This window comes from Marivita sp. NO-S04, assembly GCF_059070475.1.
Genome location: NZ_CM180980.1, coordinates 4152136 through 4177744 on the forward strand (window position 1 = coordinate 4152136; position 25609 = coordinate 4177744).

General features: G+C 65.0%; 29 protein-coding genes. 1 reads left to right on the top strand and 28 read right to left on the bottom strand.

All coding sequences use genetic code 11. The features are described from left to right. Positions 1-175: 175 nt before the first annotated feature. Positions 176-730 carry a lipid-binding SYLF domain-containing protein gene (locus ACK3EW_RS20970; protein ID WP_493809768.1) on the top strand — a complete coding sequence of 185 codons (555 nt, stop codon included), beginning with the start codon at positions 176-178 and terminating at the stop codon, positions 728-730. Between the two features lie 250 nt (positions 731-980). Here ACK3EW_RS20970 and ACK3EW_RS20975 read toward each other — a convergent pair whose 3' ends face one another. The 28 genes from ACK3EW_RS20975 to ACK3EW_RS21110 form a co-directional block, all read right to left on the bottom strand. Next, positions 981-1241, bottom strand: coding sequence for a hypothetical protein (locus tag ACK3EW_RS20975; protein ID WP_493807692.1), 261 nt, complete (start codon positions 1239-1241; stop codon positions 981-983). Then, positions 1238-2173, bottom strand: coding sequence for a C40 family peptidase (locus tag ACK3EW_RS20980; RefSeq protein ID WP_493807693.1), 936 nt, complete (start codon positions 2171-2173; stop codon positions 1238-1240). Before ACK3EW_RS20980 ends, ACK3EW_RS20975 begins: the two co-directional genes overlap by 4 nt. 80 nt (positions 2174-2253) lie before the next feature. Further along, positions 2254-2577, bottom strand: coding sequence for a hypothetical protein (locus ACK3EW_RS20985; RefSeq protein ID WP_493807694.1), 324 nt, complete (start codon positions 2575-2577; stop codon positions 2254-2256). 16 nt (positions 2578-2593) lie between these two features. Next, positions 2594-3682 (bottom strand): phage late control D family protein, encoded by a 1089-nt coding sequence (locus tag ACK3EW_RS20990; RefSeq protein WP_493807695.1) that lies wholly within the window; start codon positions 3680-3682, stop codon positions 2594-2596. Between the two features lie 14 nt (positions 3683-3696). Then, positions 3697-3936, bottom strand: a complete 240-nt coding sequence (locus tag ACK3EW_RS20995; RefSeq protein WP_493807696.1) for a tail protein X — start codon at positions 3934-3936, stop codon at positions 3697-3699. Continuing rightward, positions 3933-4367, bottom strand: a complete 435-nt coding sequence (locus ACK3EW_RS21000; protein WP_493807697.1) for a phage tail protein — start codon at positions 4365-4367, stop codon at positions 3933-3935. Before ACK3EW_RS21000 ends, ACK3EW_RS20995 begins: the two co-directional genes overlap by 4 nt. Next, on the bottom strand, positions 4367-7840 hold the full coding sequence (locus ACK3EW_RS21005) for a phage tail tape measure protein (RefSeq protein ID WP_493807698.1): 3474 nt from the start codon (positions 7838-7840) through the stop codon (positions 4367-4369). The genes ACK3EW_RS21000 and ACK3EW_RS21005 overlap by 1 nt, the downstream gene beginning before the upstream one ends. 98 nt (positions 7841-7938) lie before the next feature. Then, positions 7939-8256, bottom strand: coding sequence for a phage tail assembly protein (locus ACK3EW_RS21010; protein WP_493807699.1), 318 nt, complete (start codon positions 8254-8256; stop codon positions 7939-7941). 144 nt (positions 8257-8400) lie between these two features. Further along, positions 8401-8937, bottom strand: coding sequence for a phage major tail tube protein (locus ACK3EW_RS21015; RefSeq protein WP_493807700.1), 537 nt, complete (start codon positions 8935-8937; stop codon positions 8401-8403). Between the two features lie 187 nt (positions 8938-9124). Beyond that, positions 9125-10381: a phage tail sheath family protein gene (locus ACK3EW_RS21020; RefSeq protein ID WP_493807701.1), complete on the bottom strand. Its 1257-nt coding sequence runs from the start codon at positions 10379-10381 to the stop codon at positions 9125-9127. A gap of 155 nt (positions 10382-10536) precedes the next feature. Further along, positions 10537-10959 (bottom strand): hypothetical protein, encoded by a 423-nt coding sequence (locus tag ACK3EW_RS21025; protein ID WP_493807702.1) that lies wholly within the window; start codon positions 10957-10959, stop codon positions 10537-10539. Between the two features lie 11 nt (positions 10960-10970). Further along, on the bottom strand, positions 10971-12119 hold the full coding sequence (locus tag ACK3EW_RS21030; protein ID WP_493807703.1) for a hypothetical protein: 1149 nt from the start codon (positions 12117-12119) through the stop codon (positions 10971-10973). A 21-nt stretch (positions 12120-12140) separates the two neighbouring features. Further along, a complete protein-coding gene (locus tag ACK3EW_RS21035; RefSeq protein WP_493807704.1) occupies positions 12141-12905 on the bottom strand; it encodes a hypothetical protein in 765 nt (254 codons plus the stop codon). Positions 12906-12916: 11 nt separating this feature from the next. Then, positions 12917-13405, bottom strand: a complete 489-nt coding sequence (locus ACK3EW_RS21040) for a hypothetical protein (protein WP_493807705.1) — start codon at positions 13403-13405, stop codon at positions 12917-12919. A 104-nt stretch (positions 13406-13509) separates the two neighbouring features. Further along, positions 13510-13716: a hypothetical protein gene (locus tag ACK3EW_RS21045; RefSeq protein ID WP_493807706.1), complete on the bottom strand. Its 207-nt coding sequence runs from the start codon at positions 13714-13716 to the stop codon at positions 13510-13512. Positions 13717-13724: 8 nt separating this feature from the next. Then, complete coding sequence (locus tag ACK3EW_RS21050; protein ID WP_493807707.1) at positions 13725-16928, bottom strand: DUF4815 domain-containing protein; 3204 nt, start codon at positions 16926-16928, stop codon at positions 13725-13727. Positions 16929-16943: 15 nt separating this feature from the next. Beyond that, entirely contained in the window at positions 16944-17639 is a 696-nt protein-coding gene (locus ACK3EW_RS21055) for a BW3TFN family phage tail fiber component (protein ID WP_493807708.1), read from the bottom strand. A 13-nt stretch (positions 17640-17652) separates the two neighbouring features. After that, positions 17653-19119, bottom strand: coding sequence for a phage tail protein (locus ACK3EW_RS21060; RefSeq protein WP_493807709.1), 1467 nt, complete (start codon positions 19117-19119; stop codon positions 17653-17655). Beyond that, positions 19116-19970: a baseplate assembly protein gene (locus ACK3EW_RS21065; protein ID WP_493807710.1), complete on the bottom strand. Its 855-nt coding sequence runs from the start codon at positions 19968-19970 to the stop codon at positions 19116-19118. Before ACK3EW_RS21065 ends, ACK3EW_RS21060 begins: the two co-directional genes overlap by 4 nt. Next, entirely contained in the window at positions 19967-20389 is a 423-nt protein-coding gene (locus ACK3EW_RS21070) for a GPW/gp25 family protein (RefSeq protein ID WP_493807711.1), read from the bottom strand. Before ACK3EW_RS21070 ends, ACK3EW_RS21065 begins: the two co-directional genes overlap by 4 nt. Before the next feature lie 14 nt (positions 20390-20403). After that, entirely contained in the window at positions 20404-20652 is a 249-nt protein-coding gene (locus tag ACK3EW_RS21075; protein ID WP_493807712.1) for a hypothetical protein, read from the bottom strand. Positions 20653-20730: 78 nt separating this feature from the next. Next, on the bottom strand, positions 20731-21030 hold the full coding sequence (locus ACK3EW_RS21080; RefSeq protein ID WP_493807713.1) for a PAAR domain-containing protein: 300 nt from the start codon (positions 21028-21030) through the stop codon (positions 20731-20733). A gap of 11 nt (positions 21031-21041) precedes the next feature. Next, on the bottom strand, positions 21042-21554 hold the full coding sequence (locus ACK3EW_RS21085) for a phage baseplate assembly protein V (protein WP_493807714.1): 513 nt from the start codon (positions 21552-21554) through the stop codon (positions 21042-21044). Further along, positions 21554-22348 carry a hypothetical protein gene (locus tag ACK3EW_RS21090; protein ID WP_493807715.1) on the bottom strand — a complete coding sequence of 265 codons (795 nt, stop codon included), beginning with the start codon at positions 22346-22348 and terminating at the stop codon, positions 21554-21556. Before ACK3EW_RS21090 ends, ACK3EW_RS21085 begins: the two co-directional genes overlap by 1 nt. After that, positions 22345-22758, bottom strand: a complete 414-nt coding sequence (locus ACK3EW_RS21095; protein WP_493807716.1) for a hypothetical protein — start codon at positions 22756-22758, stop codon at positions 22345-22347. Before ACK3EW_RS21095 ends, ACK3EW_RS21090 begins: the two co-directional genes overlap by 4 nt. Before the next feature lie 974 nt (positions 22759-23732). Then, a complete protein-coding gene (locus ACK3EW_RS21100) occupies positions 23733-23975 on the bottom strand; it encodes a hypothetical protein (protein ID WP_493807717.1) in 243 nt (80 codons plus the stop codon). A 37-nt stretch (positions 23976-24012) separates the two neighbouring features. After that, positions 24013-25044, bottom strand: a complete 1032-nt coding sequence (locus tag ACK3EW_RS21105) for a major capsid protein (protein ID WP_493807718.1) — start codon at positions 25042-25044, stop codon at positions 24013-24015. 179 nt (positions 25045-25223) lie between these two features. Next, the gene (locus ACK3EW_RS21110; protein WP_493807719.1) at positions 25224-25595 is read right to left on the bottom strand and encodes a head decoration protein; all 372 of its coding nucleotides are present in this window, start codon (positions 25593-25595) and stop codon (positions 25224-25226) included. Positions 25596-25609 lie beyond the last annotated feature (14 nt).

Below are 25609 nucleotides of genomic sequence, written 5' to 3' on the forward strand. Positions count from 1 at the left end.
TTCATTTAGCGTATCCAGACATGCTTTTTGTTCGTTCAACGTGATGGACAAACAGCGCAAGGCCATTTCGAGTTTTTTGAATGGTCGCTAAAGCCCAGTGGGGTACTTTTCTGGCTTTAAGCAAGTGGAAAACCGCAAGAACCGATATGCACCCGATCAAGAGGATAAGAGAATGATGTCCATCAAAAGACGCGAGCTGTTGCTTGGCCTTGCCACCGGCACGTTTGTTGCCGGCTGTACCGACAGTGCAGGCAGGAATGGCGCTGCAATGATCGATGCACGTGTGAATGCCACCGTGGCGGAAATGTACAGCCAGTTTCCAGAGACATATCAACTTGCTCAAAAGGCAAGAGGTGTCCTCGTCATGCCGGTGATAACAGAGGCCGGCCTGGGTATTGGAGGTGCCTACGGACGCGGTGCACTCCGTGTTGGTGACGTTTCTCTGGATTATTATTCAGCTGCAAAAGCAAGTGCGGGTCTGCAGATCGGTGGGCAGCAATATGCACATGTTCTGTTTTTCATGACTGAAGATGCACTCATGGATTTTCGACGTTCCTCCGGTTGGGCCGCGGGCGCAGACGTTGAGTACGCACTGCCAATGGGCGGCAGGACCATTGCAGCTGAAACGACGACGTCTCTTGCTCCAGTCATAGCCATGATTTTTAGTCATGTGGGTTTACGGCTCGGCGCGTCGCTTGAAGGCGTCAAGTACACTCGGATTATTCCCTAAAAACGCTGACGAGCTCACAGCTTGCTGGACTTGCGTTTTTTTATCCTGCCCGTGGTGATCGAGCCGTAGCTTCAGGAAATGCAGTGATTGCAACTGACGGCCCCGGTGATTTCACGACCGCCACCCACACAGCACCTCCCCCGTTTCATTATGCGCGACGATCTGCACGAGCGTTCCCTCGGTCAACACATCTGCGCGCGATGGTCGGATGGGCTGCGCCCAGTCACAGGCGTCGGACTGGCTGGTTGGCTCAGTCGCGCATCCAGCGGTCAGCGCGGCGCTGAATATCATCGCGATCCGCGTCTTGCAGGTCATGGTGGATATCCCGTGCGGTTTTCAGGGCGGTGATGCGGGCGTTGGCGCGACGGAGGGTTTCTTCGGCCTGAGCGTCGCGACGACTGCGGCGCAAGGCCACCCAGACGAGAACCGCGATGCCCGCGGCGAGGCTGGCCACGCGCGCCAGCGTGCGACCGACCCTCACCATCGCTGCGGTTAGGACCGCGCCGATCATGGCGTTTTCCCCGAGCGGTGGTCTTCGATCCGGGCGGCTCTTGCGCGCCATGCAGCGCAAACGACAGCAAGGAAAACGGCGGCACCGATCCAGGGCAAGAGCGCGGGGAGCAATCCGTCCAGACCCAGAAGCGCAATCAAACGATGCGCCAGCCCTTGCGCGCCTTCGGCCTCCGCCAAGGCAGGCGCGATCTGACTGCTCAGCGTTCCGAGCGCGCCCAGAGTGCCCAATCCGATCTGGGTATTGGCGGCAGTGACAATCCGGCTGTTGCGCGGCATGCCGGAGGCCCGCTCGGCCGCAATGTCGCGCGGCGGCGCGGTGTCCAGAGCGTCGATCAGAGCAGTGTCGACGATCGGGGCCAGTGTGAGCGCGTTGTCCTGCCGGAAGGCGAGGATGGCTGCGCGTGTGCGCGGCCCCATGATGCCATCTGCGGTCCCGACCTCATGATAGCCGAGGGCGCGCAACCTCTGCTGGACGTCGCGCACCGACAGGGTCACCGCGGGTGCGACGCTGCCGGCCCGGCGGATGCCGAGGAGCCGGGTCTTTGAATAGCGCTTGATGTTGACCGCATCGGCCTGATTGCCGCCGAGCACCTCGATCGAGGCGGCGGTCTTGCGCACGAAGAAGCCGACATGGCCCTGCCAGCCGCTCGGGTCGCCACGGGTAAAGATCGCGATGTCGCCTTCCTGCGCGTCGGCCAGATCGACCGGCACGCCCCAACCCAGATAGGACCGGGCGTTGAGCTTGCGGGTCGAGCGCAGGCCGGCGCGTTCGACGCAATGGCCGACAAAGGCGGCGCACCAGGCCACGCTGTCATGCTCGACCCAATCATGACCCACGGTGGCGTACATCTGCACGATCACCGGATTGTTCTGCGGTCCGGAGCCTTCGGTGGTCCCGATATAGGTTTTGGCAATCTCATAGGGGGTCATTTCGGTCTCCGATAAAAAAAGCCGCCCCGAAGGACGGCTGTGTGATGTGATGCGTTGGTCTTTGAGCGTGAGCCTCACCGTCACCGCCTGCGGTCGGGTGCTCCGTCTGAGAAACGGTCGAGGAGGAACTCGTAGAGCCGGTCGATCTTGCCCTCGAGGCCGTCGAAGCGCTTTGCGATGGAGGGCTGGTCAATCTTGGCGATCTCGATCTCCAAGGCGGCGACACGGGCGCGAATGTCGTGCACGTCGTCGCGGATCGTCTCGATGTCGCGCTCGGTGGTGTCCGGCCGGGGCCGGATGGTTTGCCAGAGCTTGATGATTGCGAGCATGGCGCCTGCGACACCGCCCATGCCGATGATGAAGTAAACCACGGTGGGGATCCCTGCGACCCAATCCTGCGCCATGTGCTGTCCTGTTCTGTTACTGCGGCCCGGAGACATCCGGGTCGACTATGGGTGGGGTGCTTGGCGCGGCCTCGGCCCTCGCAACCGTCGGGGTCGTGGCTTCGCGCGGGTCAGCCCCTGCGCCGCCCCGGGGCTGCCTGAGCTCAAGTGCGGTGACAAAGCCACCTGCGCGGCTGAGCGTATGGGTCACGGCCTCGATCCGGTACGCCCCGTCAACACCCGGCCGGGTGCCCGAGACGATGCACAGCCCATCGGGGATGGCGGCGGTATTGCCCTCGATCACGACAGAGCCTTCGCCCGCGTCGCGCTCGGCCGTGGCCGCATCGCTGTCGGTCTGCTGGATGGCCTCGGTTGGCCCCGCCAGCGACAGGCGCCCGGAATGGACTGCCCGCACGTCCAGCCCTGTGGCGCGCTCCACCACCTGCCAGCCGGTCTTCTCGACATCATACCAGCGCGCCCGGACGCCGCTGAACTGCGGCCGCCCGAGCTGCGGGGCAATGTCCCAGCTGTGCAGGTTGTCACCCCATGCTGCGCGGACGGCCGCGGTGTAATCAGCGTTGCGCCGGGAGAGAATGACCGTGTCGTCGACGATGCGGAAGTTGGCCCCGATCTCGCGTGCCAACCGCTCACCCATGGCGGCGAAGCTCTCGTCGCGCATCTCGAAGTAGCTGCGGGACAGGGTCCGCAGCGCGGGATCAATCTGCACATTCGCCACCTCGGCAAAACGGGCGGCATCGCGCAGGATCGTCTCGACCGTGGCCTCGTCCCAGTGGCGCTGCTGGCCCTCCTTTGCGGGACCGGTGGTGTCCATGCCTTTCGCACTGATCCGCAGGCGGCGACCCGCCCCGCGGCTTCCCGAGGACTTCACCTCGTCCACCGTGCCGCGAAACACCTCGCGCAGGCCTTGGCCCTGCCAGCCGAGGCTGATGGCGACCTTCGCCCCGTTGCGGGGCAGGACGATCTGGCCAGAGGTGTCGTCGATCTCGAGATCGGCGCTGTCGGTGTGGGTGCCGACCTTGTCCGCGACCCGCAGGCTCAGCAGCACCGGGAGCAGCGCTGTCGTGATGTTTGTCCCGGCGACCGTGACGGTGAACGCTGCGCGCATGTCCCCCTCCGCTGTTACCAGAGCCGGATCGGCGCCAGCACCTGCGCCGGATCGGGCGCCGGGTCGGGGGCCGGGACCGGCAGCAGAAAGGACGTGCCCAGGGGCAGGGTTGGGCCATGCGCGGCAAGCCCGGGGTTCATCGCGTAAATCCGCTCGACGAGGCCTGGCATGGCGCGGTGGAAGCGCCGCCAGACGATCAGGGAGATTGTGAGGCCATCACCCTCGACGGTGACGCGTTCGGTGATGTCGGTCATGTCAGCTCCGGCAGAAAGACCCGCGCCAGGCGCGCGAAGAAGGTGGTGGCAGCGGGCGGCGCGCTGCGCGCCACCTCGATATCGACGTCGATCACGCGGCCGACCCCACCTGCGCCCAGATGGCTGGAGCGCTCCGTCACGGTGCGGATCACCACCCAGCCCATGACGGCGCCGTCACCGCGCATCATGTAGTGCGGCGCGCCGGAGGCCCGGAGGGTGTAGAGCATGTCCAGCTCCGACAGCCCGCCGAATGTCTCGGGGAAGAGCCTGGCCTTCAGGGTCCAGGTCTCCGGACCCTCACCCACGAACTCGAGCGGGGGGCGGGCGCCCAGCACCGGCTTTTCGGCAAAGCCGGCGGCGTGGCCGTGGTCATAGCTGCCTGCATTGAACGGCACGACTTCGAAGCGGAGCGGTCCCAGCATCATCAGCATCACGCAAACCTCATGCCTGTGTCGGCAAACACACCGCGGAAGGCCTCGCGCACCTCGTCGCGCATCTGCCGCCCGATCTCCCGCGAGAGCTGGGCAGGATCGATCCGCTCGGTTGTGCTGATGGTGGGGGAGATCACGATATCGCCGACCGTCACCGTGATCGTCGGAGGGCTGGAGGCTGCCAAAGCAGATGATGCAGGGGAAGCCATCGGCTCCTCGCCGGTCGGGTGCACATAGCCGTTTCGACTGGCCGTGATCAGCTCGGGGCCGTCTTCGCCCACGAGATAGGTGCCACCCCGGCTGATCGGTCCCCCCTTGGCGCGCTGGCCGTCGAGTTCTGATGAAGACGCCGCAGGTGCTGTGCCCTGACCGTTGAGCCCATCAAGCTCCATGGCAAGGGCACGCGCACGGGCCAGCGCCGCATCGATCGAGGCGCTGTTGACCTCAGGGGTCGCACTGGTATCGCCCAAGACGCGCAGAGCATTGGTGACCTCGTCCGCACGCGAGCGGCCTTCGGCCAGCTCTGCTTCAATGGCCACAAGCTCGTCTTGGAGCAGCGACAGGTCCCGCTGCGGCGGTGCCGCCAGCGTCTGCCCCATAGGGCCGTTTTGATCGATCTGTGCGATCTGCGCCTGCACTCCAGCCATCTCGTCTCGGAGCTGAGCTGCGTAGGTGGAGAGATCATCAAGATATTGCTGCGTCGGCACGTCACCCGCCGACCGCGCGGCCATCAGGGCTTCGGCAGCGGCACGACGATCCTCATCCAGCGCGCCGAGCTCGCCTTGAGAGGGGGGCGCCGGGAAGTCCGGGGTTTGCACATTTCCCTCGTCCTCTCCGATCAACCACTTGAGCCAGCCCGGGGGCTCGCCAAAGTCGATCAGGCTGGACAGGTCGATCCTGCCGATGGCCGAGAGGATGCGCCCCGGGATCCCCGTGACCCAGGCCAGAAAGTCATCAAATGCCTGCACCGCCCCGTCCTTGAGCCGCTGGATCAGGTTGGCACCTGCCTCGAACACCTCTGGCGGGATTTCCCCGAAGAGACCGCGCAGCAGCCCCATGACAAAGTCGGAATACGCATGCCACGCCGCACCAATGCCGTCAAAAACTGCGTCGACGATAGAGCTGGCCACACGGCCCCAATCCACACCCGGACCATCGCTGGCAAGCCATGCCGCAACACCTGTCCAGATCTCGGTGAAGGTCTCGTAGAGAAACCCGCCCACCACACCGATCAAGCGACCGACACCGGCGCCGATCGTCTCGCCCACCGCGCCCCAATCCACCGTCACGGTCGAGGCCCAGTCACGGACAGCCCCATACGCACCGGCCATCGCCTGCACCAAGGCCGCGCCAAGGCCATAAGCAACCTGCGGCACCCCAAGCATGATGTTCGCCGCGGCCTGCGACCAGTCAATGTCGAGGCCGCTTGCGAACGTCGAGACCGCCGCCCACGCGCCACCAATCGAACTGATCGCCAGTTCCCCAAGGCCGCTCCAAACCGCAAGCATGCCGCTGGCCACAGCAGCACCAACGCGGCCCCAATCCAGATCACCCGCATAAGACGTGATCGATGCCCAACCGGAGCGGAGCGCCGCGATTGCGGAATTGGCAAGGCTCGCGGCAACCGATCCAATCGAGACACCTGCGCTCGACGCAAGAGCGCTCAGATCAAGCTCGAGCCCATCAACCCATTCTGTGACGCGTGACCAGGCCTGCGACAGCCCACCCACCAAACTGTCGACGATTTGCTTGCCCGCGCTGCGCGCCTGCGCCAGCGCCGCCTGTGGATCAACAACCAGATTGGACAGGAAGTCGCGCAGGCCAGATGCCGCTCTCGCAAGACCCGCCACCGCACCGGCCGTCGCAGTCCCTGCAGCCGACCCCCAGCGCAGCCAAAGATCGGGATCGATCGGCCCCGTCAGCCGATTGAACCACGATAGAGCTTCCCCCACGAGGTCGTTGAACCTCTCGATCGCAGGGCTGGCGGCCCCCATGGCGCTTGAGAAGGACGTCTTGAACGCATCGATGCCCGCTTTGACGCCCTGCCAATTGTTGCTCAGGAAGGACAGCGCTGCGCCAACCGCAAGAAGGGGTCCGGCACGTGCGACCAGGAACAGGCTGCGGAAGCCTGCAGCCAGCAGGCTCAGAGCGCCGCCGCGGCCCAGCAGCCCGACAAAGGTCAGGCCAGCGAGGGCGCCCTTGAGCGCGATGAACCCCGCAATCGATCCGACAATCGCAGTGGTCACTTCCGGATAGCTGGCAGCAAACTCGGAGGCCGCAACGATGATCGGCGCAATCGCCTGTCCGAGGCGGACGAGGGCCGGAATAAGCGCGTTGCCGATGCGGATCTTGAACTCGTCAAGCAAGCTCAAGAACCGCTGAAGGTGGGAATTGAACGTGTCGTTCTGTGCGGCGAACTCCGCAAAGGCCGAGCCCGCATACTGGGATTGGTCCCCCACCATCGCCAAGGTGCCCTCGATCAGATCGAGGTTTGTCAGCAGAGGGCCAAGCGCCCGGGCCTCGCTGCCAAAGAGGTCCGTGGAGATGGCCGCCTGCTGTTCCGCGGGCAGCTGCGCAATCCGGCGCAGGACATCCGTTGTCGTCTCGACGGCGTTCTCCTGCATCGACCGGGCGACCTGCTCGGCATCAAGGCCGAGCGCCTGCAGCGCGTCCCGTTGCGACCCGGTGGCCGATGCGCCGCGCGTCAGGGCCGCCCCCATGTTCCGGAAGGAGGTGGCGGCCACATCGGATTGCGCGCCTGCCGCCAGCATCGCCGAGGCAAAGGCGGCGGTCTGCTCGGCGGTAAAGCCGAACATGGTGGCCTGCGCGCCCACGCTCTGCATCACGCTGAGAATGTCCGCAGCACTGGAGGCCTGGCTGTTGGACAGGTGGTTCATCGCGTCCGCGAGCAGGATGGCCTCGTCGACGGAAAGACCGAGTGCTGTCATCATGTTGGCCATCGCGGTGCCGGATTGCTCGGAGCTGATATCGAAGGCGACGCCGATCTTGGCGGCCGCAGCGGTAAACCGCGTCAGGTCCGCTCCTGCGATGCCGGCTTGACCCGCGGCAGCTGCGATCTCCGCCAGACCATTGACGGCAAAGGGGATCTCCCGTGAGAGCCGGAACAGCTCGTTTTGAAACGCGTCAAAGGCCTCGGGTGTCGGAAAGTCGACAACCTTTGCCACGCTGGCCATGGCCGCCTCAAACTCTGCCGCAGTCTGGATCGGACCTGCGATGGCCGCGTGCAGCGTGGCGTAGCTGCCCGCGACGTCGATCACCCCCAGGCGGGCCCTGTCCAGCGCATCCGCATTGCGCGAGAGCGCCAGATCAAGCCGGTCCGACAGACCGAGGCGCTGGCCATTTGCCTCTCGTATCCGGTGCGTGATCCCGGCCAGGGAGCCTGCGGCCTGCCGGGCGGGTTCGGTCACCCGGTCGATCAGGGAAATGATCAGCTGCGACGTCAGAACGGACATGGCTCACCTGCGCTGTGCGCCGGCCAGACGCCGGGCTTCGTTGTGCCAGAGCACGACCTCGGACCAGTCCATGTGCTCGAAGGCGGTGATGGGGGTGTTCAGCCAATGGGCGGTTTCGGCAATGACGGAGCGCCAGTCCCGTGCGCCTTGGCCTGGGGGAAAAAACCGGCGACCTCCTCCGAGAGCTTGGTGAAGTCCTCGGCATCGAGCTCCTCGATCACCTCGGGCGGCAATCCCGTCAGGGTGGCGGCCATGACAATGCCCTGATCGAGCTTGTCTTTGATGCCGTCCAGTGCAGCGTCCATCGCCTTGAGGTCCTTGACCTTGGGCCGGGTGATCGTCACCTCGGAGACCTCGCGGTCCTCGACGGTGACGGGGTAGTGCAGGCGAAGCGTTTTGGTCTTGGGGGATGTCATGGGTCACCTTGTGGTCTGGGTGTGCAGGGATGGTGCAGTGCTGACACCGCGCATCACATGTTGGTTACGGTCTTTGAGTTTGTTTGGCTTATTGCCCTGGGCCCAAGGTCGTGACCTCTGGGGTCATCGGGGTCATCGGGGCCATCATAATCCGCCGGGGATGCGCAGGATCGCGCGCTCATCCGCGTTTTGGGAGACGCCGTTCACGCGCCAATCCGATGTGAAGAAGTCCCAGTAATAGGTCTCCGTGCCTTCGAAGTGCAGCTCGTAGTGCAGGATTTCCGAGATCGTGTAGTCGAAGCCCTGCATCTCGCCGCGCTGGAACGCTTCGGGGCTCGCGGCACCGAGGCGGCCTTCAAGCACCGCCTTGGCCTCGATGGCGGCACCACTGCGCTTGTTGCGGATCACACCGTAGGCTGTGAACTTCTTGCGCGCGCTGGCGCCAAGGCCGAACTGGGCCAGCAGGTCCGGGTCCCAGCCCGCCAGCTTGAAGCTGGCCTCGAGCTTCTGGATGCCGACCGCCACCTCGATCTGGACGCGCGAGCCGCCCGGCTGGTGGTCCTGATAGGCTTCCTGCAGGTTGGGCAGCTGCAACTCGGTCAGGGTGAGGTGCTTGGAGGCGGTGGGGTCGTCATCGCCGCAAAAGAGGTTTGCGGCCTCCATGAGGTATATAGTGCTCATCTGAGCCTGTCCTTTGTGTTGGGGGTGCGATCATCCGGGCGGGGCAGTCTCGTCAGCAGAGCTATGCCGGGTCCGCCTGTCAGGGTGGGATGCTTGAAGGCGGTGGTATCACCACCACGGCAGTAGGGGTTTGCTGCTTGCATGAGGCATATATTCTACATTTGGACGTCTGCTTGCTGACTGGCGGTCAGCCGGTGATGGTGCCGACCTGTGCCAGCAGCTCGTCGAGCATGGCGTCGAGCGCCGGGCGATAGCGGGCGGACTGGATGCCGAGGTAGCGCAGGACCGGGGCTTCCTCGGCCGCGAAGGTGACTGTGAAGCGGCCCTGACGCAGCTCTTCGGGGCTGTTCTGCGCGGGCAGGAACTTGACCTCGAAGCCCAGAATGTCGCCATCGGCCTTGAGGTTGCGCAGCGCCGTTTCCATCGTGTTCAGAACGGCCTGGATGGTCTGGCCGGTGATGTTGAAGCGGCCGAGGTAGAACCGCAGCGTGCGCAGCAGCATCAGGTGGATGTAATCGCGCCCGCGGGTGACGTTGTAGAACCGCCAGAGGTCGTCTTCGCCGGCGTTGTCGGTGCCGACAAAGATGAACCCGCCCTGACCGATGGCACTCTCGACACCCATTTCGCCGCGCAGCAGGATGCCGATATTGGCCGCGAGCAGGCTCTGGCCCTCGGTGGCGCCATCGGTGAGCGAGAAGGCAATCGGGCGGGAGGGGCCGACGATGCCCTGCACCGGCTGGTTGGCCCAGCTGTGGAAGGGCCGGCCCTGGAAGGCGTGATCCCGCCGCACGCCCACACCAATGACCGCCGGGGAGAGGGGCTGGACCACGGTCACGCCGCCGTCCAGCACGCGCACGGCCGGGTCCACCGGGATCAGGCGATCATGCGAGATCGTCTCGCGCCAGTCGAGCGCGTCTTGCAGAGTGGTGGCGGGGCCATCGACCACCGCATGGGCCAGCAGCTTTTCGCAGATCGGGGGAAGCGCCGCGCAGACGGGGTTTGCATCACCCCCCATGCGCTGGCTGGTAAAGCCCGGGGCACAGATCAGGCGGGGCGTGACGCCCAGCTCAGCAGGTGCGTTCAGGAACGCGCTGAGGCCCGTGGTGACACCGTCACCAACGATGTTGGCGAGGGTCTCTTCGACCGCACTCACTCCCTCGCCGTCGGCGACACGCACCACGACGATCTTTGCGGCCGCCTGAAAGGCCCCAAGCTGCGCGTTCACGAGCATAATCGCATCGCGCAGGGTGCCGGCCGCGCCGAGGGCGGTGAGCTTGGTGGCGTCGTCGGAGTAGAGAAACACCGGAGTGTTCAGCGGAAACGCTGAGGCCTCCGCGTCCGCCGCGGTGCCGATGATGCCGACGACGGACATGTCGCTGGCCACAGGCGGCCGCGGCTCGGTGTCGATCCGCTGGATCGACAGGCCAAAGGTAGGATCAGACATGGGGGATGTCCTTTGCATGGATGGCACCCGACAGGCGCTATGGAGGGTTGAAATTGGGCTTGCACACAGGTGCGGATGCATCTGCGTGTCGAAAAGCCGACACTTCGTCGAAAAACCGACACACAAAAATCGACACTCAGATGTCAGGTGACGGATCAGCCCGTCCGAATGGCGACACCGCGCTCTGCGGTGACAAAGCCATTGGCTTCGAGATAGGCGAGCCCGTCGGTGACATCCGCGCTGGTCAGGTCCACGTCTTCCGCGAGGGTCAGCATCAGCAGGAAGTCGGCGACCACCGGGTCTGTGGTCTCGGCGGCACGAAGTGCTATGCGCTCGGCTCGGGTAAAGCGGCGCAGGAAGTCGAGGCGCGAGACCACCGTGACGGGCTCGGGCGGTGGGGGTGCCACCGCGGCAACAGGGGCTGGCGCCTCGAACTTGCGACCGGTTTTGACAAAGCCCGGTTCAACCGCGTCCGGCACATGAATATACTCTCCGTGCAGTGCGGGGTGGATGCGGCCCTCAAGGGTGTCCAGCACCTCGATGACGGTGTCGTTCACGACTTTTGCAAACTTGCTCATGAAGGTCCCCTTTACAGGATCAGCGCGTATTGAAGGATGATCAGCCCGTCGCCACCAAAACCGTGGCCGGTCAGGGTGCCAAACTGATAGCCGGACCCGCCACCGCCGCCTGCGTTGCCGCCGTGGCCGGGCGCATGGTAGCTGGACGATCCGCCACCACCGCCAAGCATGCCGCCATTTCCGGCCAGCATGTATGCATCGCTGCTCGTGCTCCGAGAACCGGTGGAGCCACCACCGGCTCCGGGGCCGCCATTGCCTGCGTTTGTTCCAGCTCTGTCAGAGGATTGAAAGCTGGTCGCATTGCCACCACCGCCACCGCCGCCAAGGAGGATCATGTTTGGCTCGAGAACAGCATGGCCCTGGCCATCTCCCGGCGGTGTCATTGCGGATGCAACGTTGCTGTAACTGTTCGAACTCGCCCCGTGACCGCCTGACCCAAGCAGGCCCGCGCCGCCCTGTCCGCCATAGGCGTAGTTGGCGGCAAAAGCGGATGGGCCAGAACTGCCGCGTCCGGCTGTGCCTGCACCACCGGAGCTGACGGAGGCAACGCCCGGCGAAACACCGGGATGGGCGATCGAGGCCCCGCTGCCGCCGGAATAGCTGGTGCCTGCGCCACCATCGCAACCATCCATGTGGCCATCGGGATGGGGCGCGGATGCGCCGCCGCCGCCACCGCCGCTTGTGCTTTCGGTCCCCGTACCACCGGTACCGCCGCGCCGGTTGATGTCACCACCGATGCCGATGCCGCCGGTGCCGAGAACGGCAACGCCCTGGTTGTCGGCTGCGTTGAAGCCGCTATTGCCGCCGGTTGCGGAGAGGAAAGGCCCGAACGAAGATGTGCCCCCGGCGCCGGCATGGCTCTCAGAGCCCGCGCCGATGACGAGCGAGACAGCAGCGCCGATGGTCAGCTCGAAGACGGGGATTTCCGACAGGGCAAGGCCGCCACCACCGCCGCCATGCCCGTTGCCCGTTGAGGCCGACCTGAGACCGCAGGCACCGCCTGCACCCCAGACCCGCGCACGCACAGGCACATTTGGATCGATGGTCTCGGGTACAATCCAATCAAAAACACCGGCCGTGTTGAAGATCCTGATCTGGTTGCGTGGGCCCACGCCATTGCCGCCGATCCGCGCGAGGACCGGGTTGTAAATTGTCCGCATGTTGCGTCCTTTCGTGTTCAGTTAGATCAGCGCCGAGACGCCCCAGGCGGTCAGGGCCACGGTGTCGGTGTCGGCCTGTGCGTAGAGCCTGTCGCCGGGGCCGAGGATCAGTGCGGTGCGGTAAATGATGCCTCCGGGATTCAGCGCGACGGCGTGCTCGAAAGTGTGTTTGGACTCGAGCACGATATCGATGGTGGCTGTCGCTGCAGCAGTACCACCGCTGAACGACACCGTTGGGGGTTCCGAAAAGCCTGTGCCCGGGTTGGTCAGCGTCAGGCTCAGCACGGCAAAGGTCAGCACGAAGGTCGCGCCGGCCCCTGATCCGCCGGTCACCGGTGCAGGGCTGTCGGGGAGAACTGCGTAATCGCCCCCGGAGGTCAGCTCGGCCGCTTGGATCGCGCCCGCGCCGTCGACGTCGGTGACGGTGATCACCGCCGCTGTCTGATCCGTGACGGCCACCGAAAGTGCGTCACCGACACTGTAGCCGGTGCCCGCGTCCGTGAGGGTGATGCTGTCTGCCGTCATGCGGGCTGTGGCCGCGGCCCCGGTGCCGCCGCCCCCCTCGAGTGTCACGTCCGGGATGGCGACATAGCTGGCACCGCCGTGTGTCACCGCAAGCCCGGTCACACGCACCGCCTCGCGCGAGGCCGCATAAAGCGTCACGGTGGCGATGTCGGAGCCAGTGTTCACTGCATTGATGTTGAAGGTGGTCCGCCGTCCGGTGGGGATGGTCAGGACCTCCACCGCCGTGTCGGCCGCACTCATCTGGTTTGCAAGGATGCTCATGGGCCTGGTCCTCAGAGTTGATTGAAGAAGAAGGAGGTGGCGGTCAGGCCGGAGGCGGTCGCCACCGCCGCCAGCGCAGTTTCGGTGACCTCAGCCACAGCGCCCTCGGTGGTTTCGGCGACCGCTGCCAGAACCGCGTCACGCTCGGTTACGATCGCCACAAGTGCCGCGCCTTGCGCCTCCGCGATCGGTGGCAAGGCTGCCGTGCCCGCCGCATTGATGCTGCCAAGGTGGTTGGCCAGCGCCGCATCGGCCGCCGCCAGCGCAGCCGCAATGGCCTGCAAGGCGTTGTCCCGAGACGTCGCGACCTCAACAGAGACCGCAGCGCGCTGTTCCTCGCCGAGCATCTCCACCTCGATGGCGGTGGTCTTGCCCGCGATGCGCTCAAGGGCCGTGCCCAGCATTGCAAGGTCTTCGGCTGTGGCCGTCTCCGAGGACGCCAGCGCCTCGATCTTGGTCTTGAGGGCGCTCAGCGCGCCCCGCAGCAGGATATCCGTCATGGGGTCCTCATGAGTGTCGTATCAAATGTCCGATGTTGCGCTTGGGCGGTACTGCGTGTCGTTCAAGGGGGTGGCGGGGTACGCAGGTATCCACGTCCGCGCCGTCACAGTTTCAGTCCGATGAAGTCGTGCACCCAGCGCCGCCGGGTCTCGGTGATCTGAGCCGTGACGTCCGCGTCAGCGGCGACCAGCGTGGTGCGCAGCCGCTCGATGTCCGCCTGCATCGTGTTGTCGGGATGGGGGAGCGGGTAGCCCCGACCTTGGGTGCGCTCGTCCCGGGTCACGCCTTGTGTGGCTGCCGTGTTGTTCATGCATCACCTCACTTGAGGATGGCGCGCAGGGCGCTGGCAAACGGCCGCGCCGCCGGGGTGCCCGACAGCGCGATCTTGATGCGGGTCACGTTGGCGGCCCCCACACCGGCAAAACCGGACCCGACATAGTGCCGCTCCTCACCGCCGTTCTCGATCGGCTGGCCGCTTTCAAGCGTCAGCGCAGACCACCCCGCATCCGTCTCGGCGAACACCGCCACGCCAGCCCCGGGCGGGATCAGCGTGTCGAGATAGACCGAGACATCAAACGTCGCCGCTGCCGGGATCGCCCGGCTGACATACTCCGCCTCCGAGGCCAGCGCGCCGTTCAGCACCTGCACGCCGGGGAAGAGAACCGGTGTGAACCGCTCAGAGCCCGAGAGCACCGCCTCCACGCTCAGCCTGTCCGACACGCGCGCCGCCAGATTGAGCGCCGCCCCTTCCGTCATGCGGAACACCTGGCCTCCGCTGTCGCGCAGCACGAAGGTCACATCGGTCTCGGACGACATGCGCTCCACCCCCGCCAGCGCGATGAAGTCGGTGCTTTCCGAGACCGTGATCTCCCCAAGCGCCACCGTCCGCGTCGTCTCGGTGAACCGTGCCGCCAGCAGCCGGAACTTCAGGTCCCGCTCCTGATGCGGGGTCCAGGTCGAGGCGTTGGAGGAGGACAGCAGCACGCCGATCCGGTAGGGCTGCGCCGTCACCCAGGTTTCCGTCTCGGCGTCATACTTGCCCAGCTCCGCCACCCGCAGGGCGTGGTCCGGATCGTCGGTCAGAAACACCAGCGCGTATTCGCGCCCCGCCCGCAGCAAGGTCGGGTCAAACGTCACCCGGGTCGGCCCACCCAGCGTCACCGTCGCCATGTCGACCTCGCTCGAGGTCACGACAGTGTCATTCGGAAAGCCGACCGTGGTCTCGCGGATTTGCACGATCGTGGGCGCATCTGCGCGGCCGATCGCGTCGAACCAGACGTCGAGCCCCGCCACCACCGTGTCCACATCCAGCACAAGCGTCTGCGCCAGCGGGTCCCACCGGCGGGGACGCCGCGGCGGCGGAGGTGGCGGCGGCGGGCTCCAGCGCACCGTCCGCCGCGTCGTGACACTGCGGAAGGTGTTGGTGATGATCGTCCCGTTGGCGGTATACGTGCTTTCGCCGAACGATCCGGCATCGCCAAGAAAGGTCACGCTCTTTGACCCGGTGGGCACGCCGGGCGGGATCGTGAAGGCGGAGCTGAGCACACCGGCCGCGTCTGCCACCGGTGCAGGGTCTGGCGTCACGTCGAGCCCGTCGAACTCCACCCGCAGCAGCGCCTCGTTCGGGTCCATGCCGCGCAGCGTGAAGCCGACGGAGCGCTGGCGGATGTCCAGCGCGGCGCGCGAGGTGGAGGACACAAGCTCGGTGCTGGTGGAGACCGAGGTGCGGGACAAGCGCCCCGAGCCCGAGGTGAAGGCCCGGGTGATGGCGGAGGTCCATTGCGTCTCGACACGGGTCCAGTTGTCCACCGACGGCACCAGAGTGACCGCCGCCGGCACCGGCTCGAAGTTCATGTAGGGGTTGATCTTCATCGCCCGCGTGCTGGCCAGCTGCTCAAGCACCGGCGTCAGCTCATAGGCGAGCGTCCACGTCGCCGAAGCTCCCTCTGGCGGTTCCTGAACCGCTGCCGTGATCGGCAGGGTCAGCTCGCCCCACAGCACCGCCGCGCTCTGCGGGATGCCCTGGTCGCGCAGGTCGTCGTCGAGGAACGGGTCGACAAACACCCCGAGCTTGGAGGTTGGATCGGTGATGTTGGCGTCATTGCGCAGCCGTTCGATGGCGACGAGCTGGAACAGACCGCTGATCTGGCGTTGCATCGCGGCAAGGTCCGCAAAGGGCACAGCCCGGGTCGCGGTGTTGCGCACCAGTGGCACCCGGTCGGCAAACCAATCCAGCGCCACCTCCGCCAGAGGCAGCACGCTGCCCGGCAGCTGCGGGGGCTGCGGGTTGAGGGTCTGCGAGACGCCGCGCACCCGCGAGAGCTGACCGCCCGCGCTCATCACCAGCGCATCGATGCGCGGCAGCTTGTAGGCATAGTCGATGAACACCGTGGTCCCGGTCACGGCACCCGAGACGGTCACCGTCTCATCCGTCACAGCCTCCGGGGCGATGCTGTCGATGTAGCGATAGGTGACCGAATAGGTCGACCCGGGGGCAGGCTCCGCGCCGCCCGGCGACCAGTCGATGCGCCCAGCCGAGACCACGTAATCCACCCCTTGCGTATAGGCGGTGCCGCCTTGCGACACGCTCAGCACCGCAACCACCGTGCTGTTCGCAAGCGGGTCCGATGCTCCGGTGAAGGCGCCATGGGTGACGGTCTCGGGGGTCTCGCGGGTGATGGTGACGTCCGTGACCTCGGCGATGGGGGCGAGATTGACCGGGATCACCGCGGTGCCGGTGCCGCCATCGGCAAAGCCATGCGGCTCGGCATTGACCCGGCGCAGGTCCGGATCGACGGCCCAGCGGAGACGAGTGGATTGCGGGCGCTCGACCTTGAGACCTCCGACATTGCCGACACCTTCGGCGAGCGAGAAGACGTACTCGGCAGGGACATCGTCGCGGGTCAGATAGGTGAGCTCCAGGCCCGTGGCGACATAGGAGCCATTTGCCTCGCGGTCATAGCGGGCCACGGTTTGCAGCACCGCGTCGAGCTCGGGGGGCTGGATCCTGCTGTCGAGTGTGCCGTTGGTGACGGTATAGATTGCATGGAAGGCCCCGGTGCCGCCGTCGTTCTGCGTGCCGCTGTCCCAGCCCCAGAGGATCTGCTCCTTGCGACGTGCGGCGCCGGGTTCCTGATAGTTGCGGGTGCCCAGGGCCGGATCGCGCAGGGCCGGGTCCTCGAGTTCGGTGACAATGGTCTCGACAAAGCGCACGCCGAGAGCGACCGTCCGGTCCACCGGGATGACGAAGCGGGCGGCACCAACAGGGCGCGCCGCGCCGCGCAGGTAGACGATGCCGGAGGCCAGGTTGACCTCACCTGTGGCGGGATCGACGGAGACGTCGCCATCGCGGATCAGGTCGCCTTCCTTGAAGATGGCGTCGCCGATCCTGGCGAGGCGGTCCGCGAGCCAGGTCTGGACTTCGTTCAGCTCGCGGCTTTGCAGGCCGTCGCCGGCGCGGAACATCAGCTCTGCATAGCCGGAGGCCGAATTGTAGAGATTGTAATAGCGGTCAAGCGCCACGGGTGGGCCTCCTGATTAGAACGTGACCACGAACTCGAAGGTCTCGCGGGTCGAGGGTTGGCGGATGATCGGGACGGTGTTCTGCACGATCAGCAGGATGCCGGGGTCGGTGATGGCAGCCGGCTCGAAATACCGCAGCCCCGCCGGGAGGGCGGGATCGGTGGTGGTGCCCACAAAGAGGCCTTGTTCGCGGATCACCGCATCGGGGGCGTCCTCGAACTCGAAGCGCACCCGCACGAAGAGGTGGTTGGTGGGTGTGGCGGAGAGCGTGAAGCGGCCGGTGGGGGCGACAATCGAGCCTGCGTCATCCGCGACCACGAAGGCCACTTCGTCCACCGCGCGGCGGCCAAGCTCACCCAGCAGGGCTGTCTGAGTGACGTCCGGCGGGGGTGTGTCGATGGTATAGTCCACGTGGACCGTTGCCTCGGCCGGGATACCGCCAGTGACACTCCGCGTGACACGGCCGGTCGAGCTGTCCACCGTGTAATCTGTCCCGGCCGAATAGGTTGTGATCCCATCCGCAGAGGCAAGCGCCACGCCTGAGACGTAAGCGTGCGGCAGCTGCAGCACATCGTTTGCGCCGAACGTCAGGGTCCCCTGCGGGGCGGTGCTGTCCCAGGCGGTGTTGCCTGTGCCCCAGGCAAGATGGAGCGGGCGCTGGCGGATTGCGTCCGCCAGGGCTGCGCGCCCCGAGCGCGTCATGATAGCCATTCAGGCCTCCTCGTCAGTCTGTGTTGAGTGTGTCCGTGCGGTGCATGGCCCCGACGAGGACCTGCACCTCGGACCAGGGCTGGTCGACGTAAGTGAGCGGCAGCCAGAACTGCCCGGCGTAAGTTGTGTCTCCGGTCACTTCACTGAACCGGATGGGAGAAGCCGCCGGATCATAGACCTCAGGCAGCAGTGCTCGAGACGGATTGGTGGGCGTCAGGGCGAGACCGTCGCCCACCGCTCGCGCATCGGCCCGGCGCATCTGCCCGGGAATGAAGCGGTCCTCGTCCGAGACCCGCGCGTCAGCACGCACCGCATCGCGCACGCGCACTGCCACCTCGTAGGTCTCGGCAGCAAGCGCCCACGAGGGCTGAGCGTACCAAACCGGCGGTAAAATCCGCCGCGTTTCCGAAAGGCGATAAACCTGTGATCGGCCGCCGATGACTTGGCACCGAACCGTGTTGCGCCATCTGAATGTGGCGTGCGGCAATGGCACGAGCGCAGACGCGACGGCCCTGCGTTCGAACATCTCCGTGCGCTGGATGCGCCGCACCTCTGCCGGAGCGCCTGAGACCGCAGCCTCCTCGGAGAGCCGCCTGCGCCCCTCGTAGAATACCCAATCCACCGGGGGTGTTCGGCTGTTGGTATCCCCGAGGCGCATTCCCTCCGAGAGCACCATCTGCGCCCACTGGAATTTGCGGACAGGCTCGAAGTCGGCAGGTTCGTCCGGAACCCCGTCCGTGTTGGCCAGCGTGAACAGGTGCGCGTGATAGATGAACGGGTTGGGCGTTGCCCGGTCATCGTCGAGCACGCTGTCCGACAGAACAAACCGACCCGGCAGGAACGCGCGCCCGACATGGTCGACGAAGATCCCTGCATGTGTCCGCACCTCCGGCGCGGGCACAGTCGCGGGAAACACGCGCCCAAACGACAGGCGCGTCTGCCCGTCTGTGTGACGCACGCCGCTGTAATCGCTGAGCAGCCCGTCACCGAGCCGCGTGTCGTCCAGCTTGATCCGCCGCAGGTCGTAGCCGTGAAAGATGCGCGCCAGTCGTGACCGCGCAGGCGCCGACAGGCGCGCGAGCGCAATCAGATCGTCGATATCCTCAAGCGGTGGCACCGCATTCGTGTCGATCTGAAACGCGGCGAAGTGCTGCCCGGGCTCCTCCTGGAAGACCTGAACCCCGTCGAGATCGCGCCACGAGAAGGCAAGGCGCAAGGCCTCGGGCGTGCCGCGCAAGCGCTGCCAGCGAATACCCTCCCGCAGCGCCCGTTGCGGGTCACTCAGATAGGGAAGGATGTCTCCCAGGCCGTATTCCCAGATCAGCCAGGGCACAAACGGATCAAAGCCGTCGAGCTTGGCCCGGGCGTTGGGCCGGATCGCCGGGGCTCTGGCATCCAGCGCCGTCGCCGCCTCCATCGCCCGCTCAAATGTGGTGGCACCCGGCGGGAGTAAAGATGGACCCACAGGTGGCTTTGTCATCGGTCACGCCCGCCAAACGTGATCTCGACGGCACCGAGGGCAACGCACTGCTTGGCACTGATCACCGTGTCGGTCGCAGGCGCTGTCAAATGCACGCGCTGCACCCCCGAAGGGTGGAGCTGTGCGTTGATCCAGGACCGGGTCAAATCCCAGCCAAGCCCGCGCGCCGCCGCAAAGCGCGCGGGGAAGTCGACGCGCAGCTGCTCGATCACCTGAGCGGGGGTGTCGGGATAGAGAAAGACCGTGGCCGCCACATCCACGGGCACGATGCTGGCCGAGACCACCTCAACCGTGTCGGTCAATACGCGCACGTCGTCGCGCAGCACAATTGCCCGCACAGCCGTGAGCAGGTCCTCGGACGACACCCCGTCACCCTCAGCCGAGAGCACGGCAATCCGCACGATGCCCGCGCTTGGGGAGGAGACAGCTGCGTCGGAGACCCGCTCGTCCGCCGTCAGGGCCCAGTACCGGTAATGCGCGGCACCTCCCGCGTTGGACCAGCCCTGGATGCGCTGTTGCACCCGCAGGCGCAGCGCCGTGTCGGTCTCGTCCGTCAGGCGGGTGACGCCGTAGAAGCTGGCGAGATGGTCAAGGTCGGTGGTCCCTGCAAAGGCCAGCAGGTTGGCGCGTGCCGCGTCATTGACCCGTTGCCGCAGCAAGAGCTCGCGATAGGCGCAGACCTCGAGCAGCTTGCGCGCGGGCTCGCTTTGCAGGTCGATCACCGGCACAATCGGCGGAAAGCGCGCCACCAGATCATCGCGCATCGCCCGCAGGATGACCTCAAAATCCAGCTCCTCGATGACGCCCGGAGCCGGGAGAGAGGACAGGTCGATCGTGCTGATGGTGCTCATGCCGTTCCCTTGTCTGCAATCGCGAGACCGACCTCGTCGGCATCAATGACCAGGCTACGCAAACCGGCGGAGGTGGGATCGCCCAGCAGGGCCCGGGGGCGGTATTCGCCAGAGATCGACAGGCGCACAACTCCGTCCCGGGTGACATCCTTCAGCCCAATCTCCGTCACCTTGAACCGGGGCTCCCATTGCTCGATCGCCGAGGTGAAGGCCGCAAGAAACAGCGGCACCTCCGATCTGTTGATCTGCCGCCCAAGCAGCGTGGGCACAAACGAGCCGTACCATTCGCGCATGACGCGCGCGCCAAACCGCGTCGTGAAGATGTCCTGCAGTGACTGCACCACATGCGACCAGCCCATGAGCGTGCCCCCCGTGGCCGCGTTCAGGCCGACCGAGGGGCTGTTGTAGGTCAGGTCCATTGGTCGGCGTCCGGTTACTTCTTCGCGTCCTTAGGGACGGTTTGCTGCTGGTTCTTGTCGGGCGCGCCTTCGGTCGGTGGCGCGGACGATTGCTCGGTCACCTCCTTGGGCTCGCGCTTCGCGCCGTCCAGCAGCCTTAGCGTGCCGAGCCGAACCTCGTGCTCGGCCTGTTTCTCGGTGAGTGTCAGCACCGTTCCGACACCGGTATTGTTGGTCCCGGCGATGAAACGCCCGGCTGTCTCGGTGATTGCGTAGCGTGGCATGTGAGTATTGTTCCTTTCTGGTTTGATGTCTCGGTGTCGTTGTACGCTGGTGCCTACCAACCCAGTCCCCGTGAGCTGTCATCCACCTGCAAACACGTCCGGCGATCCGCCGGTGATGGCGCCTGCGTCGATGGTGTCACCGACGCGGGCAATTGAAATTCCGTTGACGAACACGGTGGCACTGCCGCCGGTGATCGGGACCGTGTGCGGGAGGCACAGCTTCCCGACGAGGCGCGTGTGTGACGCCGATGGATCACCGCGGCGCGAGACGCGGATGCCGTTGGCAAAGACGTTTCCGCTCCCGCCCGCAATCGTGCTCGCCCCGTCACAAGGGTGACCCGTTGCAAACGGGTCCCCGATCCGCGCCACTGCTGGCATCTGCGCCTCCGTCAGTTGAGATCGATGCGCGCGCCTGTGATCTTCACGCCCGCATCTGTCATCTCGATGCTGCTGCCGCCCGTGGAGAGCGTGACCTTCGCCGAGCTCAGCTCGAACCGCGTGCTGCCCACATCGACCCGCACCAGATCATCCGCCAGCGTCATGCGGACATTGCCATAGGTCACGACATTCTGGTCGCCCGCCGTGGACGGGCTCGGATTGCCGCTGTGATGGGTCAGCGGCAGCGCCACCGCCTGCTGGAAATCCCCGCTGGGGGACATTGCCGTGAGCTGTTGGCCCACCGTGGGGGGCGTGTGCACGCGCAGCGCCCCCGAGAATTGCGCATAGGGCACCCAAGGCGACAGGAACCGCCCCTCAGCCCCATGGGCCGGGCCGAGGTCCAGCCGGACGCGCTGGCGCTCGGGATCCACCTCCGCCACCGTGCCGTGGCGCAGGACACCGGCAAACCGCCGCTCCAGCTCGGCCACGCGGGAGACCAGCTCGACCAATTCGCGCACCGCCATCAGGGCGCGTCCTCGGTCACGGTGACCACGCCGGCGCTGCTGCCGATCGCGCCAATGATAAACGCGACCGGGTCCACCAAAGGCGCGTCCCCCGCGCCAAGCCCGAGCCCGTCCGAGACCTCGAGCGGGACACCCAGTGCATGCGCCGCGCGACGCCACTCGGGGACAAGCGTGCCCTCGATCTCCGCGCGGATCAGGCGCGCCAGCCCGGTCATTGCCGGATCAGCCTCCATCATTGAGAGCACCTCTGCCCACACCCCGGAGTGAGGCAGGGGCGCGCCGCCAACCGGCGCGTCGATCAGATCGCATGTCAGCACAAGCTGACGCGCTGCAAAGCGCACACCGTTCTCAGCGGAGGCGCCCCGGCGGGAGAGACGCTGATGGACCCGCGGCACCAGCGTCATCCATACGCGCGCCCACGGCGTGTCGTCCCGCGTCAGCGCCGAGACCACCTGATGCTCCATGATATCCAGCGTCAGCTCCATCCCCTCGTCGGTATGCGGGATGGCAATCGTGATCTGGCCCCCCTGACCATCCTCTGCCGGCACCTCGACCCGGGCGGCAATGGCAAGCTCGATCACCAGATCACAGCGATGCGTGCCGCTGCCGAGATCGCGCCCGGTCACGTCGAGCTCGTGTTCGTCCGTCGTGAGGACCAGTAGGGGCAAACGCTGCTCGCGGATCGTCTGGTCAATCGGGTCCACCGCACTGTCGAACACCCGCGCGCCTGCCAGTGTCCTGTCTCGCAGCGCGCGCGCCGCCGCAAGGCGCATGGCCAGTCGCGTCAAGCTCATGGCGTCTCGTCCTCCAGAACCAGGATCAGGGTCAGGTCCCCCATGTCCGACGGGTGGACCTGAGAGAGTGCATAGACCGGTGGGCCCTCGCGCCCGGTCAGCGTCAGGGCGTCACCCTTTTGGGGGCGCGCCACGAGTGACTGAACCGTCTCCGCTGAAAGCCAGAACTCGGCGCTCTGCGACACGATGCGCGTGCCGCCGGAAAACGCAGCCCCCGCAGAACCGCCCTTGAGAGGGGCCTCTGCAGGCCCCGCCGAGAACACACCCGTCACGGTGGCCACCTGGCGGGACGGATCCTCTGCGCGTTCGGCATATTGCGATGAAACGCGCGGTCGCAGGACAGCGACCTCCCCGAAGGCCGCGTCAATCGTCCCGGAGACCTGCGCGTCCAGATCGTCGAAGAGGGTCATTCTCGGTCCTTTCCGTCTTCTCATTCCAAACTGCATCCCGAGTCGCCGCCCGCCACCGCATCGCGGTGTAAGGCAAGCGTTATTGCGCTCACAGAATCTGTGGATAAATCTGTGGAGCTGGCGGTATAGGACAGGCTAAGGCCCCGTTATCTGGGGCCTTTCATCAGAATGCCTAAAAAACGGGCAATTCCTAACGCATTGATTTTGCGCTGCATTTTATCAGCGCAGCAGGCCTGCAATCAAAAGCGTCCGTTTGTAACATTTGGGTGTCAAGGGTGAATAACCTTGACGTGGCATCATGCGCAGGGATGTCTTGAAAACTTGTAACACACGCCATTCGTGAGGGCCTCGCGTTTGCCATCACGGATTGCAGGTCAGCGCTTTCAGCGATATTTAGGCGAACACAAGACGGCGTCGTGCAACGGCGAACTGCAAGTCATTGTGGCGACCGGGTCTTGCCCGTGTGGGTGGCTTCCAAGCTATGATGCATTTTGACCACCGTGCAGATGGAGGTGAAGTGGCGGTTGGGGCTTCCTTAAACAGCACATCTGTAGACCAAAGGCGCTTTTTCGCGGATTAACATTTTGATGATTGCGCAAGAACACTGCAAGTTCATGCCGGTTTGGCTAGTGCAAGGATACATTGCGTGATTTCTGCTCTTGAAGCGAAACGTGGTGAAAACGACTAAGCTACAAACTGCTTGTTTTGTCAGTGAGATCAGATCATCGTCTCTTTAAGTGGCACGCCATTTTGGGTGTCGACTCACAGGAAGCCTTTTTCTTATGTCGCGTTTCAGAAGTGCGATAGCACTGCTAACCTCTGTTTTGATTTCGTCGCCTGCAACCGCAGAAGACCTTGAGTTCGTGCTGATCAACTCATCGGAGTATACTCTTGTTGAGTTTTACACGTCACCTGCGGATGTTGGTTCATGGGAAGAAGACGTTCTTGGCAACGATGTTCTTGGTAGCGGATATTCATTGAATATCACTGTGGCCGATGGCCGAACTCAATGCATCTATGACATGCTCATGATTTTTGAGGATGGTGACAGGCTCGAAGATCAGGTCGATCTCTGTGAAATGGGAAGCTACACGATCGAGTGATATAGCAAAACCTGTGTCGAAAAGAGGTAATCCCTCCGCCTCGGCGGAAGCATTGCCAATGCTGAAATTTCCGAACCGGTAATTTCCAAACCAGCCAGATTTTTCGGGGACCATGCTCGGCACCTCCGCTGATCAAGTGTGCTATAATACATCACGTCCGCTTGCCCGGGATCAGCACCCGCGGGCGGGTGCAGTATTGCAGCGCGTTCATCTGGAACTCGAGGTTCACACCCTTGCCGTTCTGCATCTCCCATTGCTTGCCGTAGAGGCGCTGACCCGGGGTGTTCACGGTCTCGATGTAATCGGCCGGGGCATAGACCGTGCGGAAGAGGCCGGGGACGCCCATGGGCACGAGGTGGCACTTGTCGGTCTCGATGCCGACATTCTGACCGCCGCGATAGTTCATCCAGGTGATGCCGCCGAACTCGAAGGCGCCGTAGATGCCGGACGACCCCGAATTGATATCCGCGTTGCGCAAGCTCGCCGCGTCGGCGTAGCCCTTGTAGGTCTCGCGCACTTCCGGGTGGGCGATCAGGTCATCGAAGAAGGCATCCCCGCACAGGGCCATGATGCCCGTATAGGGCAGACCGTCCAGAATGGCGGCCATCTGGCGGATGACCCCGGCGCATCTCTTGCGCAGCGCGCCGTCGGTGGCACTGGCATTGTCGAGGTCGAAGTCCACCACCGCCTGCTGGCTTTCGCCGAATTCGGTGAAGTAGTCAAAAAGGACGGAGCCGTCCGCGTCCAGCAGCTGGCCGGTCTTGAGGATATTGAGCCGGTGGTATTCCTCGGTCAGCGCGAAGAACTGGCTGGCCTCTGCGGCGCGATCCGCGATCTTCTGCTGCAGCCGCTCGACGGCGACTTCCTGACCGAAGGCGCGCACCTGCTGGACCTCGTCGGCATAGATGGCATCGTCCACCTGGAAGTGGGGCACCTTGAGCATGCGCATGGCGCGCTTTGATTTGTCGAAGGTCTGGCCGGGACCGCCCCTTGGGCTGGCGGAGACCAGCATGCGGTTCTGTTCCTTGTCCTTCTCGATGGCGATATCCAGCGTGTCGATGCTGGTGGTCTGAAACAGCCCCATCTGTCCGATGCGGGACGGGGTGTACTTGATCTCACGAAGCGCGTCCGTGAGGCGCATGACGCTGAAGGCGTCCTGACTGAAGATGTTGAGGATCGACATGGGGGGTCCTTTACTGCGTCGGCGCGCCGGGGGATTTGGCACGCGGGAACGGCCCGCTGCTGTCAGAGCGCGGGGATTGTGCACGAAAGATCGGCCCGCAGCCTGCGGCGGCAGCGGATCGGATGGCAACTGTGAGTAATTCGGGGCTGGCGTTAGCCTATGGCGACAGTCATCCGGGCTCAGCGCACGATGATGCCGACCGAGGCGAGGTCCGCCTGCGCCGCTGCGCGTTCAGCACTCTGATCACGGTCGGGGTGCCAGGTCAGGATTTTGCCGTTCACCTCGGCATCCCGAGTGATGGCGGCAATCTCAACATCACTTGTAGTGGCATCACAGCCATAGAGCGCGATGGCCACAGCCGTCTGGCTGCCATCGGTGGCTCCAGCAGCGCTGGCGAGGTATTTGCCGCTTGCCGTGATTTTACCAAGCACCGTGCCGGGAGCGATGATGCCAGCGCCGCTGGCGATGGTGATGCTGTCCCGCGAGCGCTGGCCATTGGCCTCCGTCATCAGGAATTCGCCGGGATGCCGGCCTTCGGTGAGAACTGTCATGGTCTTGATCTCCT

Coding starts and splice junctions, on each gene's coding strand:
- ACK3EW_RS21060 (WP_493807709.1), bottom strand. CDS start 19,119: ATGACAAAGCCACCTGTGGGTCCATCTTTACTCCCGCCGGGTGCCACC.
- ACK3EW_RS21075 (WP_493807712.1), bottom strand. CDS start 20,652: ATGCCACGCTACGCAATCACCGAGACAGCCGGGCGTTTCATCGCCGGG.
- ACK3EW_RS20975 (WP_493807692.1), bottom strand. CDS start 1,241: ATGATCGGCGCGGTCCTAACCGCAGCGATGGTGAGGGTCGGTCGCACG.
- ACK3EW_RS21105 (WP_493807718.1), bottom strand. CDS start 25,044: ATGTCGATCCTCAACATCTTCAGTCAGGACGCCTTCAGCGTCATGCGC.
- ACK3EW_RS21000 (WP_493807697.1), bottom strand. CDS start 4,367: ATGCTGATGATGCTGGGACCGCTCCGCTTCGAAGTCGTGCCGTTCAAT.
- ACK3EW_RS21040 (WP_493807705.1), bottom strand. CDS start 13,405: ATGACGGATATCCTGCTGCGGGGCGCGCTGAGCGCCCTCAAGACCAAG.
- ACK3EW_RS20980 (WP_493807693.1), bottom strand. CDS start 2,173: ATGACCCCCTATGAGATTGCCAAAACCTATATCGGGACCACCGAAGGC.
- ACK3EW_RS21080 (WP_493807713.1), bottom strand. CDS start 21,030: ATGCCAGCAGTGGCGCGGATCGGGGACCCGTTTGCAACGGGTCACCCT.
- ACK3EW_RS21070 (WP_493807711.1), bottom strand. CDS start 20,389: ATGGACCTGACCTACAACAGCCCCTCGGTCGGCCTGAACGCGGCCACG.
- ACK3EW_RS21065 (WP_493807710.1), bottom strand. CDS start 19,970: ATGAGCACCATCAGCACGATCGACCTGTCCTCTCTCCCGGCTCCGGGC.
- ACK3EW_RS21030 (WP_493807703.1), bottom strand. CDS start 12,119: ATGCGGACAATTTACAACCCGGTCCTCGCGCGGATCGGCGGCAATGGC.
- ACK3EW_RS21025 (WP_493807702.1), bottom strand. CDS start 10,959: ATGAGCAAGTTTGCAAAAGTCGTGAACGACACCGTCATCGAGGTGCTG.
- ACK3EW_RS21010 (WP_493807699.1), bottom strand. CDS start 8,256: ATGACATCCCCCAAGACCAAAACGCTTCGCCTGCACTACCCCGTCACC.
- ACK3EW_RS21110 (WP_493807719.1), bottom strand. CDS start 25,595: ATGACAGTTCTCACCGAAGGCCGGCATCCCGGCGAATTCCTGATGACG.
- ACK3EW_RS21090 (WP_493807715.1), bottom strand. CDS start 22,348: ATGAGCTTGACGCGACTGGCCATGCGCCTTGCGGCGGCGCGCGCGCTG.
- ACK3EW_RS21095 (WP_493807716.1), bottom strand. CDS start 22,758: ATGACCCTCTTCGACGATCTGGACGCGCAGGTCTCCGGGACGATTGAC.
- ACK3EW_RS21100 (WP_493807717.1), bottom strand. CDS start 23,975: ATGGTCCCCGAAAAATCTGGCTGGTTTGGAAATTACCGGTTCGGAAAT.
- ACK3EW_RS21055 (WP_493807708.1), bottom strand. CDS start 17,639: ATGGCTATCATGACGCGCTCGGGGCGCGCAGCCCTGGCGGACGCAATC.
- ACK3EW_RS21015 (WP_493807700.1), bottom strand. CDS start 8,937: ATGAGCACTATATACCTCATGGAGGCCGCAAACCTCTTTTGCGGCGAT.
- ACK3EW_RS20985 (WP_493807694.1), bottom strand. CDS start 2,577: ATGGCGCAGGATTGGGTCGCAGGGATCCCCACCGTGGTTTACTTCATC.
- ACK3EW_RS20995 (WP_493807696.1), bottom strand. CDS start 3,936: ATGACCGACATCACCGAACGCGTCACCGTCGAGGGTGATGGCCTCACA.
- ACK3EW_RS21085 (WP_493807714.1), bottom strand. CDS start 21,554: ATGGCGGTGCGCGAATTGGTCGAGCTGGTCTCCCGCGTGGCCGAGCTG.
- ACK3EW_RS21045 (WP_493807706.1), bottom strand. CDS start 13,716: ATGAACAACACGGCAGCCACACAAGGCGTGACCCGGGACGAGCGCACC.
- ACK3EW_RS21020 (WP_493807701.1), bottom strand. CDS start 10,381: ATGTCTGATCCTACCTTTGGCCTGTCGATCCAGCGGATCGACACCGAG.
- ACK3EW_RS20990 (WP_493807695.1), bottom strand. CDS start 3,682: ATGCGCGCAGCGTTCACCGTCACGGTCGCCGGGACAAACATCACGACA.
- ACK3EW_RS21035 (WP_493807704.1), bottom strand. CDS start 12,905: ATGAGCATCCTTGCAAACCAGATGAGTGCGGCCGACACGGCGGTGGAG.
- ACK3EW_RS21005 (WP_493807698.1), bottom strand. CDS start 7,840: ATGTCCGTTCTGACGTCGCAGCTGATCATTTCCCTGATCGACCGGGTG.
- ACK3EW_RS20970 (WP_493809768.1), top strand. CDS start 176: ATGTCCATCAAAAGACGCGAGCTGTTGCTTGGCCTTGCCACCGGCACG.